Raw genomic sequence first — 14,817 nt, forward strand, 5'->3', positions numbered from 1 at the left:
AAGTCGCGGCGGGACGTGAGCCCCGCCGCGACAGCCTGAAAGGGCTCCAGATCAATAGATCTTGGAGAACTTCTCGATGTTCGACTTGTCGAACTGGAAGGGCGGAGCCATCGCAGCCGAATTGGTGTCGTCGAGCGTGACCTTGCCGACGCGGCCGATCGACAGCGTGGCGCCGGGCTTCGCCTCTTCCTTCTTCACTGCCAGATCATGGGCGAGGTAGACGGCCGAGTAGCCGAGGTCGATCGGGTTCCACAGCGCGACCGCCTGGCTGGAACCGTTGTCGATGAATTTCTTGAACTCGGACGGCAGCGCGAGGCCGGTGACATTGATCTTGCCGATCAGGTTTTCGTCGGTGACGACCTGGGCGGCGGCAACGACGCCGACGGTGGTCGGCGCTATGATCGCCTTGAGGTTCGGGTAGGACTTCAGCAGGCCCTTGGCCTCGTCCGTGCTCTTGGCCGAATCGTCATCGCCATAGACGGTGGCGACGAGTTTGATCTTGGGGAACTTCTCCGGCAGGATTTTCTTGGCCGCATCGATCCAGGCGTTCTGGTTGGTCGCGGTCGAGGAGGCCGACAGGATGGCGACGTCGCCGCCTTCAGGCAGGTAGTCGGCGGCGAGCTTGATGATGGTCTCGCCGATCAGGCCGGTATCGGACGGGTTGAGGTGAAGCTGGCGGCCTTCCTTGGCGACGCCCGAATCCCACGAGATGACGGTGATGCCGCGCTCCATGGCCTTCTTCAGCACCGGCACCAGCGCATCCGCGTCATTGGCCGAAATGGCGATGGCGTTGACCTTCTGGGCGATCAGCGAATTGACCACTTCGATCTGCGCTTCGGCGGTCGCCTTGGTCGGGCCGGTGTAGATGATGTCGACATCGCCGAGTTCCTTGGCCGCCTCTTCGGCGCCCTTGTTGGCGGCATCGAAGAAGCCGTTGCCAAGCGACTTCACCACCAGCGCGATCTTGACGTTTTCGGCATAGGCTGCATTCACGAACATGGCGGCTGAAAAGGCCGCCGTTACCATCAATTTCTTCAAGAAGCTCATCGAATATCCTCCCTTGAGCGTTGCATTCCATCGTCGCTGCGGGCGTGAGGGTGTCTCAGGCCTGCAGTGAAGATTCTTCCTTTGCCGATTTGCGGGCGACGATCAGCGTCACGCCGGCGGTCTCTAACATCTTGGCCTCCCGATCCTCGATGCCGTCATCGGTGATGACGGTAGCGATGCGCGACAGGCCGCACAGGATCAGGCTGGAGCGTTTGCGGAATTTTGACGAGTCGACCAGCACCACCAGTTCGTCGGCCTGGTCGATCAGCTTCTGCTCCGCCTGGATCAGCAGCGGATCGCCCTCCATCAGGCCGAGCGGCCCGAGCCCCTGCGCGCCCATGAACATGCGGCGCGCATAGAAATTGCGCGTCACGTCATTGTCGAAGGGCGACAGGATGATGTTCTGCTCGCGATAGATGGTGCCTCCCGACAACATCACCGTGTTCTTGGAATGCTTGAGCAGGTGCTCGGCGATCGGGAACGAATTGGTGAAGATCGGCATGCGGCGGCCGGTCAGGAAATGCACCATCTGGAAGGTGGTGGTGCCGCCATTGATGATGATCGGCTCGCCATCCTTGCACAGCTCGACCGCTTCACGCGCGATTGCCCGCTTCTGCGAGGCGTTGATGGTTTCGTTGACGGAAAAGGGCCGGCCGGCCAGCCCGATGAACTGCGGCGGCGAGATTGCTTCAGCGCCACCGCGCACGCGGCGCAGGCGTTTCTGGACATGGAGAGCCGCGATATCGCGCCGGATCGTCGCCTCGGAGGACTCCGTCAGGTCGACCATCTCCTGCACCGTCACAACAGGCTTTTCCTGGACGGCGGACAGAATAATCCTGTGGCGCTCTTTTTCGTGCATGGTTCCTCCCTGCCTAAGCATCTAGGCACCCAAAACGCGCAGTGTCAATCATTTCCGATCATATAATTTCATTGTGCAGTGCAATATGATCGATCTTGATCGTTTATGATTGACAAGCCAGATGCTTCCGTGGAAATTCAGGCCAAATGGGCCGCACCTTTGCGTGCCTTTCGGGAGGATACCCTATGCTCGACAAGCGCACCGGCGCGCGCCTCGCCAATCTGTGGGATGAGGCCAAGGCTCAAGCGATGAGCGAGCCGGAACTTCTGGTCTATCGCTCGAACACGCTCGGCTCGGACAAGCGCGTCACCAACTATGGCGGCGGCAACACGTCCTCGAAGATCTGGCAGAAAGATCCGCTCACCGGCGAGACCGTCGAAGTGCTGTGGGTCAAGGGTTCGGGCGGCGACAGTGCTTCGATCAAGCTTGATGGTTTCGCCACGCTCTACATGGACAAGCTGCGCGCCCTCAAAGGCCTTTATCGCGGCGTCGAGCACGAAGACGAGATGGTGGGGTATCTGCCTCACTGCACGTTCAACCTGAATCCTCGCGCGGCCTCGATCGACACGCCGCTGCATGCCTACGTGCCGAAGCCTTTTGTCGACCACATGCATCCCGATGCCATCATCGCCATTGCCGCCGCCAAGGATTCCAAGGCGCTGACCAAGGAGATCTTCGGCGACGCCATCGGTTGGCTGCCATGGAAGCGCCCCGGCTTCGAACTCGGCCTGTGGCTGGAGAAATTCTGCCTCGAACATCCCGCCGCCAAGGGCGTCATCCTGGAAAGCCATGGCCTGTTCACCTGGGGCGACACCCCTCTGGAATGCTACGAGACGACGATCTCGGTGATCAACCAGGCGATCGAATGGTTCGAGCGCCGCTCCGAGGGCCTGGCCATCTTCGGCGGTGAAGTGGTCAAGTCGCTCGACGCCGCCGAACGCCGTGCCATTGCGGCAAAATTGATGCCGAAAATCCGCGGCCTGATCTCGGAAAAGAGCCACAAAACAGGCCATTTCGATGATTCCGCCGCTGTGCTCGAATTCGTCAACTCCAGGGATTTGCGGCCGCTGGCGGCACTCGGCACCTCGTGCCCGGACCATTTCCTGCGCACCAAGATCCGCCCGCTGGTGATCGAGTTCGATCCGGCAAAACCCGATGTCGATGCCGTCATCGCGCGCCTCGCCGACGATGTCGCCGCTTATCGTGTTGGCTACCAGGCCTATTACGACAGCTGCAAGCACCCGGACTCACCCGCCATCCGCGATCCCAATGCCGTCGTCTACCTGATGCCCGGCGTCGGCATGTTCACCTTCGCCGGCGACAAGGCGACGGCGCGTATTTCGGGTGAGTTCTACGTCAACGCCATCAACGTCATGCGCGGTGCATCGACCGTCTCGTCCTATGTCGGCCTGCCCGCACAAGAAGCCTTCGACATCGAGTACTGGCTACTCGAGGATCTGAAGCTGCAGCGCATGCCGAAACCGAAGTCGCTTGCCGGCCAGATCGCGCTGGTCACCGGCGGCGCCGGTGGTATCGGCCGCGCGACGGCCAACCGGCTGCTGCGCGAAGGCGCCTGCGTCGTGCTGGCCGACATCGACGAAACAGCGCTCGCCAGCGCCAATGACGAACTGGCCAAGGCCTATGGCAAGGATTTCGTCCGCCCGGTGCTGATCAACGTCACCTCGGAGGACCAGGTCATTTCGGGCTTTGCCGAGACGGCGGTCGAGTTCGGCGGCATCGACATTCTGGTGTCGAATGCCGGCCTCGCCTCTTCGGCTCCGATCGAGGAGACGACGCTGGCGCTGTGGAACAAGAACATGGACATCCTGTCGACCGGTTATTTCCTGGTCTCGCGGGAAGCGTTCCGGCTGTTCCGGGTGCAAAAGATCGGCGGCAACATCGTCTTCGTCGCTTCGAAGAACGGCCTTGCCGCCTCGCCCAACGCCGCCGCCTATTGCACCGCCAAGGCCGCCGAGATCCATCTCGCCCGCTGCCTGGCGCTGGAGGGCGCGGAAGCCCAGATCAGGGTCAATGTCGTCAACCCGGACGCGGTGCTTCGCGGCTCGAAGATCTGGACCGGCGAGTGGAAGGAACAGCGCGCCGCCGCCTACAAGATGTCGACCGACGATCTGGAGGAGCACTATCGCTCGCGCTCGATGCTGAAGCGCTCGGTCTTCCCGGAAGACATCGCAGAGGCGATCTATTTCTTCGCCTCCGACATGTCGGCCAAGTCCACCGGCAACATCATCAATGTCGACGCGGGCAACGCGCAGAGCTTTACGCGCTGAGCCAACGTCGAAGCGCTTCCCTTCTCCCCGTTTTGCGGGGAGAAGGTGCCGGCAGGCGGATGAGGGGCAGCGCTGACTGAACGCATTTTGGGAGGAACAGCAGTGTCCGAATCCGTCATCTCCATCGACCTCGTCGACAAGGACAACGCCGCGCGCAAGGTCAACCTCGAGCGCGACTATGCCTCGCTTGGCGAGCGTCTCGACCGTCGCGGCATTGCCATCGACGCCATCCATGACAAGGTCGAGAAATTCGCCGTCGCGATCCCGTCCTGGGGTGTCGGCACCGGCGGCACCCGCTTTGCCCGCTTTCCCGGCGCCGGCGAGCCGCGCGACATCTTCGACAAGATCGAGGATTGCGCCGTCATCAAGCAATTGACGCAGGCGACGCCGACCGTGTCGCTGCACATTCCGTGGGACAAGGCAGACCCGAACCGGCTGAAGCAGGCGGCCTCGCGCTTCGGCCTCGGCTTCGACGCCATGAACTCCAACACCTTTTCCGACGCCAGGGATCAGAAGCTCTCCTACAAATTCGGCTCGCTGTCGCATGCCGATGCCGGCACGCGCCGGCAAGCGGTCGAGCACAATCTCGAATGCATCGAGATCGGCAAGACGCTGGGCTCCAAGGCGTTGACGGTGTGGATCGGCGACGGCTCGAATTTTCCAGGCCAGGTCAATTTCGCCAAGGCATTCGAGCGCTATCTCGACGCCATGAAGGAGATCTACGCCGGACTGCCCGCCGACTGGAAGCTGTTCAGCGAGCACAAGATGTACGAACCGGCCTTCTATTCCACCGTCGTGCAGGACTGGGGCACCAACTACATGATCGCGCAGGAGCTGGGCGACAAGGCGTTCTGCCTGGTCGACCTCGGCCACCATGCCCCCAACGTCAACATCGAGATGATCGTGTCGCGGCTGATCCAGTTCAAGAAGCTTGGCGGCTTCCACTTCAACGATTCGAAATATGGCGACGACGACCTCGATGCCGGTTCGATCGATCCTTACCGGCTGTTCCTCGTCTTCAACGAACTGGTCGACGCCGAACTTTCCGGCGCCGAGGGTTTCGATCCCGCCCACATGCTCGACCAGAGCCACAACGTCACCGACCCGATCGAAAGCCTGATGCTGTCGGCCGTCGAAGTGCAGCGCGCCTATGCGCAGGCGCTGCTTGTCGACCGCAAGGCGCTGGAAGGCTACCAGGACAACAACGACGCGCTGATGGCGACGCAGACGCTGAAAGCCGCCTACCGCACCGATGTCGAGCCGATCCTGGCCATGGCGCGGCTGAAGACCGGCGGCGCCATCGATCCGGTCGCCGCCTATCGGGCAGCGGGCTACCGCGCCAAGGTCGCCGCGGAACGCCCGGCGGTCGCCGGTGGTTCGGGCGGGATCGTCTGAGGCGAACTCTCGTCCGATATTGCCCCTCACCGTTTTGCTTCGTGAGGGGGCACTTTGTGAATGGACTCGATCCGTCCAACACGGTCTTCTAGGTGTCCCCCGCCCGGAGAACCGCCATGCCTCTCAACCGTCGGATATTGATCGCCGCCAGTCTTTCCATCACCTTCGTCCTGGCGCCGTTGACGAGCGTCTTCGCTGCATCACCGGCGCCAGCCAAGGGCGAGCATGGCATGGTGGTGACGGCCCAGCATCTGGCGTCCGAGGTCGGCATCGAGGTCTTGAAGAAGGGCGGCAATGCTGTCGATGCGGCGGTTGCCGTCGGCTATGCGCTCGCCGTCGTCTACCCCAATGCCGGCAATATCGGCGGCGGCGGCTTCATGACCATCCGTTTCAAGGACGGCAACTCGACCTTCCTCGATTTCCGCGAACGCGCGCCGCTGGCGGCAACCAAGACCATGTATCTCGACAAGGACGGCAAACCGGTGAAGGGCGCCAGCCTTGACGGCTATCTCGCGGTCGGCGTGCCTGGCTCGGTGGCTGGTTTAGAGATGGCGCGCGAAAAATACGGCAAATTGTCCCGACAGGATCTGATGGCGCCGGCGATCAGCTACGCCAAGGACGGATTCATCCTCAATCAGGGCGACGCCGCCTCTTTTGCCGGCAGCGCCGACCGGCTGGCGAAGGATCCCGCGGCTGCCACCATCTTCCTGAAACCCGATGGCAAGCCCTATGGCATCGGCGAGCGCCTGGTCCAGCCCGACCTCGCCGCGTCGCTCGCCGCCATTTCGGAAAAAGGCCCGGATGCCTTCTACAAGGGCGCCATCGCCGACGCCATCGTCAAGGCGAGCGGCGCCAAGGGTGGCATCCTGGCCAAGCCGGATTTCGAGCAATATGCGGTGCGCGAGCTGAAGCCCGTGACCTGTAGTTATCGCGGCTACGAGATCACCTCCTCGCCGCCGCCGAGTTCCGGCGGTGTCATCATCTGCGAAATCCTTAATGTGCTCGAAGGCTATCCCTTATCCTATCTCGGCGCCGGTTCCGCCGAGACCGTCCATGTCATGGTCGAGGCGATGCGCTATGCCTATGTCGACCGCAATTCAGCGCTCGGCGATCCCGATTTCGTCGACAATCCGGTCTCGAAACTGCTTGATAAGGCCTATGCCAAGGATATCCGCGACAAGATCGACCTGTTCCGGGCCGGCGTGTCGCAGGACCTGATGCCGAAGGGCTTTGGCGAGAGCAAGGAGACGACGCATTATTCGATCATCGACAATGACGGTAATGCGGTCGCGGTCACCTATACGCTGAACGGATCCTTCGGCGCCGGCGTCGTCGCCGACGGAACCGGCATCCTGCTCAACAACGAGATGGACGATTTCACCCAGAAGCCCGGCGTGCCCAACCTCTATGGCCTGGTCCAGGGTGAGGCCAATGCCATCCAACCGAAAAAGACGCCGCTGTCATCGATGAGCCCGACCGTGGTGGCCAAGGACGGCAAGCCGTTCATGGTCATTGGCAGTCCCGGCGGTTCGCGCATCATCACCATCACGCTGGAAGCCATCGTCAACGTCATCGACCACGGCATGAACATCCAGGAGGCGATCGACGCGCCGCGCATCCATCACCAGTGGCTGCCCGATACGGTCTATATCGAGCCGTTCGGTCTGTCCCCGGACACCGAAAAGCTGCTGGCCGGCATGGGTTATCACCTCGATCTCGCTGACCAGACCTGGGGCCAGGCAGCGGGCATCCTGGTCGGCGGCAAGAGCCTGGCGGAAATCGAGAAGGGCGGCGGCGCCCGCTACAACGGCGCCATCGACAGCCGCGCCGCCTCTGGCGAGGCGCTCGGATATTGAGGTTAGCGAGGCCGGGGATAGCTCAGAGGAAGGGCTTGGAGCAGCGTGGCGATTCGGGTCGATCGCCCGCTGCTCAAGAGGGTTGGCTCATAGCCAGGATGGTCGTCACAGGACCAGCGTGAGGGTGGACGCAATCAGCATCAGGGCGGCAATGCCGACGAACAGCGCATAGATGCGCGGCCGGTCGAGCAGCAATGCGTTTCCGGATATCCAGGCAGACGTGGCACCGCCAAGCGCGAAGAGGAAGCCGTTGCGGTGCCCGAAGACCATCGACGCGGCCATCAGCCCGCCAATGATCAGCGCGCCGAACACTATGATCACGGCCACGGCGTATTTCTCGAAATCGTTGCCGCTTCCCATGCTCGGACCGATCGCGTTCAACGTCGGCAGGTCGTCCGGATCGAAGGGGTTCGTCGACCCATATTCATCTTGACCGGCAGGCTCTCGCATCATTCGTTCTCCGTATAGCGGCAACAAATCATCAAGCCTCGCCGAGTGCAACCCGATCGCGCTGCCTTGAGGCGTTCGACCGGTCTTTAACGCCCTCGGGCGGCGGCTTGCCGCCGGCTTTTTGATTCGTGCCCCGGCCGTCTTTTGTCTCAGGCAATCCAGGACACGGCTGCCCGAAGGCGACCGTGGACCCCTCTATCATGGAATGCATTCGTGGAGGAAAAATGATGCGGGATGTGGATTGGGCTTCGCTGGCAGCGATTCTCGGTGGCGGTGACCCCACACAGCACCATGACGAAGGCCAAATCGCCTTGCCGCCAACGCGAATGTGGAACACGGCCGCGTCTGATCGCGACCCTGGACGCGTCGCATCGTCACGGGTCCATGCGACGCGCTTCAGCTATTGCATGCCAGATCACTGGCAGGCAGGCTGGCATGCATCAGAACTTCATGCTGAGGCTGCCCTTGATGACACGGCCTTCGCCATAGATGCAGCTGAGGTCTTTGTTGCTGCCGGCCTCATAGCAGGTCGAATAGTAGGTCTTGTCGAACAGGTTGGAGACGTTGAGCGCCGCCTGCCAGCCATTCTTCTTGTAGCGCAGTGCCGCATCGACCAGCGTGTGGCCAGGCACGTTCACTGTGTTCGCATTGTCGCCGAAGCTGGCGCCGATATAGCGCACGCCGGCGCCGACGCTCAGGCCCTCGAGCACGCCGCTGCCAACCTCGTAATTGGTCCACAGCGATGCCTGGTGCTCCGGCACCCTGGCCGGGCGGTTGCCGATGATGTCGGCGGCATCGCTGGTTATCTTCGCGTCGAGATAGGTGTAGGCCGCCGTCATGCTGAGGCCGGAAGCCAGGTCGGCGTTAGCCTCGATCTCCAGGCCGCGATGGCGGACTTCTCCGGTTTGGACCTGGTAGACGGGATTGGCTGCTGCCGTCGGCACATTGGTCTTGCGCAGGTCGAACAGCGAAGCGGTGACGAAGCCGGGGAAGAAGGTCGGCTCGTATTTCACGCCGACTTCGTACTGCTTGCCCAGCGAAGGCAGCAGCGCGTCTCCGGACTGGGTCGGGCCGATATTGGTGGTGAAGGATTCGGCATAGCTGGCGTAGGGCGTCAGGCCATTATCGAAGAGATAGCCGATGCCGATATTGCCGGTGAAGGCATGGTCCTTCTGATCGTAGCTGCCTGCATCATCGAGCCGGTCGAAATTGGTGTGGTCGATCCAGGCCTGCCGGCCGCCGACGGTCAGGATCCAGTGGTCGGCGATCTTGGACTGGTTTTGTGCATAGAGACCGACCTGGCTGATCGTCTCCACGCGATCCGTAATGATGAGGCTCGGCGGCGTGACCGGGATCGAATAGTCCGGGCTCTGGGTGTCCAGCGGCGGACCCTCGCCGTAGCCGTTGCGCCCGTCGACCGACTGCCTGCTGTAGTCGAGACCGAACAACAGCTTGTTTTCGACCGCCCCGAAGTCAGCCTTGTATTCGGCCTGGTTGTCGACGTTGAACAGCCTTGCGGTCTCGTCCACGGTGAACAGGGTGCGCGACATCGTATGGTCGTCGATCATGTCCGGGCCACCAAGCCATTCGCCATAATAGAGCTGGCGGTAGTCGGTTTCCTGCTGCGAGTAGCGCAGGTTCTGCCGCACCGTCCAATGGTCGTCGAACTCATGGCTGAACTGGTAGCCGATCGAGCCGTGGTTGGCATCGAAACGGTCGAAATCGGGCGAGCCGGTGAAGAAATTGCGTGGCAGATTGCCGTACTGCGCCGGCAGAAACTGAATCGGCGTCAGCCTGTCCCACTGGTAGTTGGCCAGGATGGTCAGCGAGGTCTGCGCATCCGGCTGCCACTTGAGCGCCGGCGCGACGAAAATGCGATCGTTGCGGGAATAGTCGGTTTCGAGCTCGCCGTTGCGAACCAGACCGGTCAGCCGGTATGACCACACGCCGGCATCGTCGATCGGGCCACCTATATCCAGCCCGGCCTCGACCGTGTTGAAGCTGCCATAGCTGAGGAAGCCGTCATAGATCGGCTTGTCGGTCGGCCGCTTGGTGACGGCATTGACCATGCCGCCAGCCTCGTTCTCGCCGTAGAGAACCGAGGACGGTCCCTTCAGCACCTCGATTCGCTCCAGCCCGTAGGGCTCGATCTTGAAGCCGGAGAAATCGATCACCTTCTGCGGCAGCCCGTCGCGATAGATCGCCGACGTGCAGAGGTCGAAGCCACGAATCAGGCATTGGTCGAAGCGATCGTCGATGCCCCATGGCGAGATGGTGACGCCGGCAAGATAGGACAAGGCGTCCTCAAGCTGCCCCGGCTGGCGGTCGTCGAGCTGCTTGCGGGTCACCACCGAAATCGAGCGTGGAATTTCCTTCAGCGGCGTGTCGGTCTTCGAGCCGGTGGTGGTGTTTTTGGCGATGTAGCCGTCATCCGGTCCGACCGGGCTGTCGCTCTTTCCCTCGACATTGATCGGGTTGAGCTCGGTCGTGGCTTCCTGCGCAAGGGCCTGGGTGCAAAGCAGGGTCGAAAGCGATGCGACCACGAGGCCCTGGGCCCGGCTTCGCCGACGCGCCGCACGATATGCACTCAACCCCATCTCGATAACCCTTATGGCTGCGATGCGCGCAGGATCATTCCGCCCTGTGCTAATTTAAAATTGTTGACTCGTTTAGTCATCTTCAATGTTGACTATTAAACTCATGTTTCATAGTCAACCTGCCATCGGCTGCCGACAGCCAGATTTTTGAACCGCGTCGTGTTGGAGAAAACCCGTGCCTGAAATCCACGCCCAGCCGGCGTTCCGCACAGGCGCTGCGCGGTAATGGCGGTCCTTGAATCCCACAGAGCTGACCGTCTGCGCGGCCGGATCACCCGGCGCGGCGCGCTGGGACTTTTCGTCCTGTCCTTCGCTGCAATTGCATCGCCATCTGCCGCGGCGAAACCGTTGCGCATCGTCTGCCTGGATGACGGGCTGGCCGAGACCTTGCTCGTGCTCGGCGTCAACCCGGTCGCCATTGCCGGCCGCGACATCTGGGAGACCTGGGTGGTCGAACCGCCGCTGCCGCCTGAGATCGCCGATGTAGGCACGCTGCTCGAACCCAATCTCGAATTGCTGCAGCAGCTCAGGCCCGACATCATCCTGTCCATGCCGTATCTCGACGGCATCAAGCCGCTGCTCGAACGCGTGGCGCCGGTGACGACGATCGGGCTCTATACCGAAGCCGGGCAGCCCTATCAGCGCGCCGTCGAGGCAACCCGCCAGCTCGCCAGGCTTGTCGGCAAGAAAAGCGAAGGCGAGGCGCTGATCGCGGCGACGGATGCGTATTTTTCGGAAGTTCGCCAGCAACTGGCGCCGCTTTCGGCGCGGCCGATCTATGTCGTCAGCTTCATGGACCCGCGCAATGTGCGCGTCTACGGCAAGAAGAGCCTGTTTCAGGAGGTATTCGACCGCATCGGGCTCAGCAATGCCTGGACGGCCGAGACCAATTATTGGGGGTTTTCGATCGTCGGCATCGACGGGCTGGCGACATCCAGCGACGCGCGCCTTGCCTATCTCGAACCCTTGCCCGAGGGCGCCGGCGGCACGCTGACCGAAAGTCCGGTCTGGAACGCCATGCCTTTCGTGCGCAGCCGCTCGATCATACGCCTTCCCGCCGTCCACATGTTCGGCGCGCTTCCGTCCGCCAGCCGTTTTGCTCGGGTCCTGGCGTCGGCGATGGCCGCGGAGGCCGCCCGTGGCTGAGGATGCTGCGGCCATTGCCCAAGGGGGAAAGCCTGCGTCGGCCGGCCGGGCCTTCCCATGGAGCTTTCTTGGCAATCAGCCGGTAGGCGCGATCCTGCTCTGCGCGATGCTGCTCGCGGCGGCGGCAGCGGCAACCGTCTCGAACCTCACGGTGCAGCTGCCATCGGCGCTCTGGCTGCAATCGCTAGCCGCCCCCGACATCGCCGACATGCGGCAGGTGCTTGTCCACTACGCCTTCCTGCCCAGGCTTGCCGTCAGCCTTCTGTGTGGTGCGGCGCTCGGGCTTGCCGGAACCGTCCTGCAACAGGTTCTGCGCAACCCGCTCGCCTCGCCCGAAACGGTCGGCGTCTCGGCCGGCGCTTATCTGGCGCTGGCACTGGCGACGCTTCTGTCGCCTTCCTTGCTTGCCTTCGGCCGCGAATGGGTGGCGCTGGCCGGCGCATTCATGGCCCTTGCCGCCGTCTTCGCTCTGTCCTGGCACAAGGGCCTGTCGCCGCTTTCGGTCGTGCTGGCGGGGTTGGTCGTCAGCCTCTATGCCGGCGCCATCGGTGCCGCTCTCATTGTGCTGCGGCATGAATGGCTGGCCAGCCTGTTCATCTGGGGCGCCGGTTCGCTCGGCCAGCAGGACTGGTCGACGACGCTATGGCTTCTGCCGCGCATCGGCACTGCTGCGCTCGCGATCTTCCTCATGGTGCGACCACTGACCTTGCTTGGCCTCGACGACGAAGGCGCGCGCAGCCTTGGCGTGTCGCTCGGCGCCTATCGCTTCGCTGGGCTGGCGGCCGCCGTCGCGCTGATTGCCTTCGTCGTTTCCGCCGTCGGCGTCATCGGTTTCGTCGGCCTGGCCGCGGCGACGCTTGCGCGCATCGGTGGCGCCCGACGGCTGGGCCAGCAATTGGTGATGGCGCCGCTGATCGGCGGGGCATTGCTGTGGGCCGCCGACCAGGCCGTGCAGATCGCCACAGGACCGCAAGGCGACCTGTTGCCGACCGGAGCGATCACAGCACTTCTCGGTGCACCGCTGCTTCTCTGGCTACTGCCGCGTCTTGCGCTTGGCTCGGAAGCCCCGGCCTTGACCGCCGAGCGCCTGCCACGCGCAAGCCGGCCGAGCCTCCTACTGGCGGTGATCGGCCTGGCTCTGCTTTTGCTGCTTGGGCTGGCCTTGCTCTATGGACCGGGCCCGCATGGCTGGACCTTCGCTTTCGGCGATGAGCTGCAGCCCCTGCTGTCATGGCGGTGGCCTCGCGTGCTTGCCGCGCTGAGCGCCGGCGCGATGCTGGCGCTCGCCGGGCTGATGATGCAGCGGCTGACCGGCAATCCGATGGCCAGCCCCGAAGTGCTTGGCATCAGCGCCGGTGCCGCGCTTGGCATGATGGTAGCGCTGTTTGCCCTCTCGGATGCCGGACGCCCGGTTCAGACGGCGGCGGCAACCATCGGCGCCTTCGCCGCCTTGCTGGTGACGCTGGCGATCGGCCGCCGTGCCGCGTATGCGCCGGAGCGGCTGCTGCTCGCCGGCGTTGCTCTGACGGCCTTGTTCGACGGGCTGATCCTGGTGCTCACCGCCACCGGCGATCCTCGCGCCATGCTGCTACTCAACTGGCTGACCGGCTCGACCTATGGTGTCGATGTCGGCGCCGCCCTGCTGACCGGTGGCATCGCCGTCTGCCTCTTCGCGCTCGCGCCTCTCTTCATGCGCTGGCTCGACATCCTGCCGCTCGGCCCTGCCGCCGTTCAAGGCCTTGGCATCAACCTGAAAATGACGCGGCTTCTCGTGCTGCTGGTGGTCGCCATGCTCACCGCTGCCTCAACGCTGATCGTCGGTCCGCTGACCTTCATCGGCCTGATGGCGCCGCATCTTGCCCGTCGCCTTGGCCTTTCCCGTGCGCTGCCGCAGGCCATTGGCGCGGTGCTCGCCGGCGCGCTGATCATGGTCGCCGCCGACTGGATCGGCCGCACCGCCATCTTCCCGCGCCAGATCCCGGCCGGTCTCGTCGCCACGCTGATCGGTGGCCCGGTGCTGATGTGGCTGCTGCGCCGCCGCTGACCTTTTTGTCCCTGTGGAGATATCCATGTCCAAGTCGATGCCAGCCCTGATCGCCGACACGACGGTCCACGACTTTGTCCCGGCGCATGGCGGCGCCGCCTGGCGGGTATTCCTGCATGTGCCGTCCGGGCCAGTGCCCGAGGCCGGCTGGCCCGTCCTCTACATGACCGACGGCAACGCCGTCATCGGCACAGCGGTCGACGCCATGCGTGCGCAGGCCTTCTATCCCACGGGCACCAATGTCGGCTGGGGCGTCATCGTCGCCATCGGCTATCCCGTAGAGGGCGCCTATGATCCGCTGCGGCGTTCATGGGATCTCGCCCCGCCGCCGGGCAAGACCTATCCGCCCTTCTCCGAGGGCACGCCCGAAGTCCGGACCGGTGGGGCAGGGGAATTCCTTGCCTTCATCGAGGACGAGCTGAAGCCATGGGTCGCCAGTCGGGTCACGGTCGATGCAAGCCGCCAGGCGCTTTACGGCCATTCCTTCGGTGGCCTGTTTGCGCTCTACGCCCTGTTCACGCGGCCTTCGGCCTTCCAGACCTGGATCGCGGCGAGCCCCACCATCTATTGGGAGGATCGTGCCATCGACCGCTTTCTCGAAACCTTCGAGGCCGCCGTTCCCGAGGGCCTGACGGCGACCATGATCCTGTCGGCCGGCGAATACGAGACGGAGAAGCTGGCACCGTTCCAGATCGGCGCCGAGGACGAGGAAAAGCGCCTGCAGCAGAAGAAGGTGACACGCACCGACGAATTCGCGCGGACGATGGCGGAGCGTCTCCATGCCTTCCCGGGCGTGCGCGCGAGCTTCGAACTGCATGCCGGCGAGAACCACATGTCGATCCTGCCGGTCACCGTCAATCGCGCGGTTCAGGCGGCGTTTGCGCTGAGGAAGGATACCGCCCTTTGCTGAACGCTGCAGCAAGGCGGTCGGCGCCTCGCGCCGTCATTCCTGTGAAGGGGAGGCGCTCAATCGGCGGTAGGAGACGCCGCCGAAGGTTGCCGTCACAAAGTCCGTGACGGACATCTTGCGCTTGCCTCCGTCGCTGCAGGCGTAAACCGGCCAACCGGCATCGCTGCATTCGCTGGCAGCGCAGATGCGCGCCAGGCAGTTCCCGATAGTCAGCCGGGAGCCGCC

Annotated in this window: 10 protein-coding genes and 1 pseudogene; 6 read left to right on the forward strand and 5 right to left on the reverse strand. The window is 63.3% G+C overall.

The features are described 5' to 3' along the window. Positions 1-51 precede the first annotated feature (51 nt). Both rhaS and EN993_RS06490 read right to left on the reverse strand, forming a co-directional pair. Positions 52-1,047, reverse strand: coding sequence for a rhamnose ABC transporter substrate-binding protein (rhaS, locus tag EN993_RS06485; protein WP_127262709.1), 996 nt, complete (start codon positions 1,045-1,047; stop codon positions 52-54). 55 nt (positions 1,048-1,102) lie between these two features. Next, positions 1,103-1,906, reverse strand: coding sequence for a DeoR/GlpR family DNA-binding transcription regulator (locus EN993_RS06490; RefSeq protein ID WP_057145053.1), 804 nt, complete (start codon positions 1,904-1,906; stop codon positions 1,103-1,105). Positions 1,907-2,091: 185 nt separating this feature from the next. Between EN993_RS06490 and EN993_RS06495 the strand changes: the two genes are divergently transcribed. From EN993_RS06495 to ggt, 3 genes are all read left to right on the forward strand, one after another. Next, positions 2,092-4,194 carry a bifunctional rhamnulose-1-phosphate aldolase/short-chain dehydrogenase gene (locus EN993_RS06495; protein WP_109666613.1) on the forward strand — a complete coding sequence of 701 codons (2,103 nt, stop codon included), beginning with the start codon at positions 2,092-2,094 and terminating at the stop codon, positions 4,192-4,194. Between the two features lie 102 nt (positions 4,195-4,296). Then, positions 4,297-5,589 carry an L-rhamnose catabolism isomerase gene (gene rhaI / locus EN993_RS06500; RefSeq protein WP_127262710.1) on the forward strand — a complete coding sequence of 431 codons (1,293 nt, stop codon included), beginning with the start codon at positions 4,297-4,299 and terminating at the stop codon, positions 5,587-5,589. 116 nt (positions 5,590-5,705) lie between these two features. After that, positions 5,706-7,445, forward strand: a complete 1,740-nt coding sequence (gene ggt / locus EN993_RS06505; RefSeq protein ID WP_127262711.1) for a gamma-glutamyltransferase — start codon at positions 5,706-5,708, stop codon at positions 7,443-7,445. Positions 7,446-7,550: 105 nt separating this feature from the next. On the opposite strand, the gene EN993_RS06510 is transcribed toward ggt, so the two are convergent. Together EN993_RS06510 and EN993_RS06515 are read right to left on the reverse strand one after the other, a co-directional pair. Beyond that, a complete protein-coding gene (locus EN993_RS06510) occupies positions 7,551-7,898 on the reverse strand; it encodes a hypothetical protein (RefSeq protein WP_164548579.1) in 348 nt (115 codons plus the stop codon). Between the two features lie 437 nt (positions 7,899-8,335). Beyond that, positions 8,336-10,438, reverse strand: a complete 2,103-nt coding sequence (locus EN993_RS06515; protein ID WP_164757558.1) for a TonB-dependent siderophore receptor — start codon at positions 10,436-10,438, stop codon at positions 8,336-8,338. Between the two features lie 279 nt (positions 10,439-10,717). Here EN993_RS06515 and EN993_RS06520 point away from each other — a divergent pair, with 279 nt between their 5' ends. Genes EN993_RS06520 through EN993_RS06530 form a run of 3 tightly spaced genes read left to right on the forward strand, consistent with a single transcriptional unit; the run spans position 10,718 to position 14,592 of the window. Continuing rightward, the gene (locus EN993_RS06520; protein WP_164757559.1) at positions 10,718-11,638 is read left to right on the forward strand and encodes an ABC transporter substrate-binding protein; all 921 of its coding nucleotides are present in this window, start codon (positions 10,718-10,720) and stop codon (positions 11,636-11,638) included. Beyond that, positions 11,631-13,682 (forward strand): Fe(3+)-hydroxamate ABC transporter permease FhuB, encoded by a 2,052-nt coding sequence (gene fhuB, locus EN993_RS06525; protein ID WP_127262713.1) that lies wholly within the window; start codon positions 11,631-11,633, stop codon positions 13,680-13,682. Before EN993_RS06520 ends, fhuB begins: the two co-directional genes overlap by 8 nt. A 25-nt stretch (positions 13,683-13,707) precedes the next feature. Next, the gene (locus EN993_RS06530; protein ID WP_127262714.1) at positions 13,708-14,592 is read left to right on the forward strand and encodes an alpha/beta hydrolase-fold protein; all 885 of its coding nucleotides are present in this window, start codon (positions 13,708-13,710) and stop codon (positions 14,590-14,592) included. A 33-nt stretch (positions 14,593-14,625) separates the two neighbouring features. On the opposite strand, the pseudogene EN993_RS37350 reads toward EN993_RS06530, so the two are convergent. Further along, positions 14,626-14,817, reverse strand: a pseudogene (locus tag EN993_RS37350) (hypothetical protein); the annotation flags it as partial.

It is taken from the genome of Mesorhizobium sp. M7D.F.Ca.US.004.01.2.1 (genome assembly GCF_003997785.1).
Classification (GTDB): domain Bacteria; phylum Pseudomonadota; class Alphaproteobacteria; order Rhizobiales; family Rhizobiaceae; genus Mesorhizobium; species Mesorhizobium loti.

Coding starts and splice junctions, on each gene's coding strand:
- EN993_RS06495 (WP_109666613.1), top strand. CDS start 2,092: ATGCTCGACAAGCGCACCGGCGCGCGCCTCGCCAATCTGTGGGATGAG.
- EN993_RS06520 (WP_164757559.1), top strand. CDS start 10,718: ATGGCGGTCCTTGAATCCCACAGAGCTGACCGTCTGCGCGGCCGGATC.
- ggt (WP_127262711.1), top strand. CDS start 5,706: ATGCCTCTCAACCGTCGGATATTGATCGCCGCCAGTCTTTCCATCACC.
- EN993_RS06510 (WP_164548579.1), bottom strand. CDS start 7,898: ATGATGCGAGAGCCTGCCGGTCAAGATGAATATGGGTCGACGAACCCC.
- EN993_RS06530 (WP_127262714.1), top strand. CDS start 13,708: ATGTCCAAGTCGATGCCAGCCCTGATCGCCGACACGACGGTCCACGAC.
- rhaS (WP_127262709.1), bottom strand. CDS start 1,047: ATGAGCTTCTTGAAGAAATTGATGGTAACGGCGGCCTTTTCAGCCGCC.
- EN993_RS06490 (WP_057145053.1), bottom strand. CDS start 1,906: ATGCACGAAAAAGAGCGCCACAGGATTATTCTGTCCGCCGTCCAGGAA.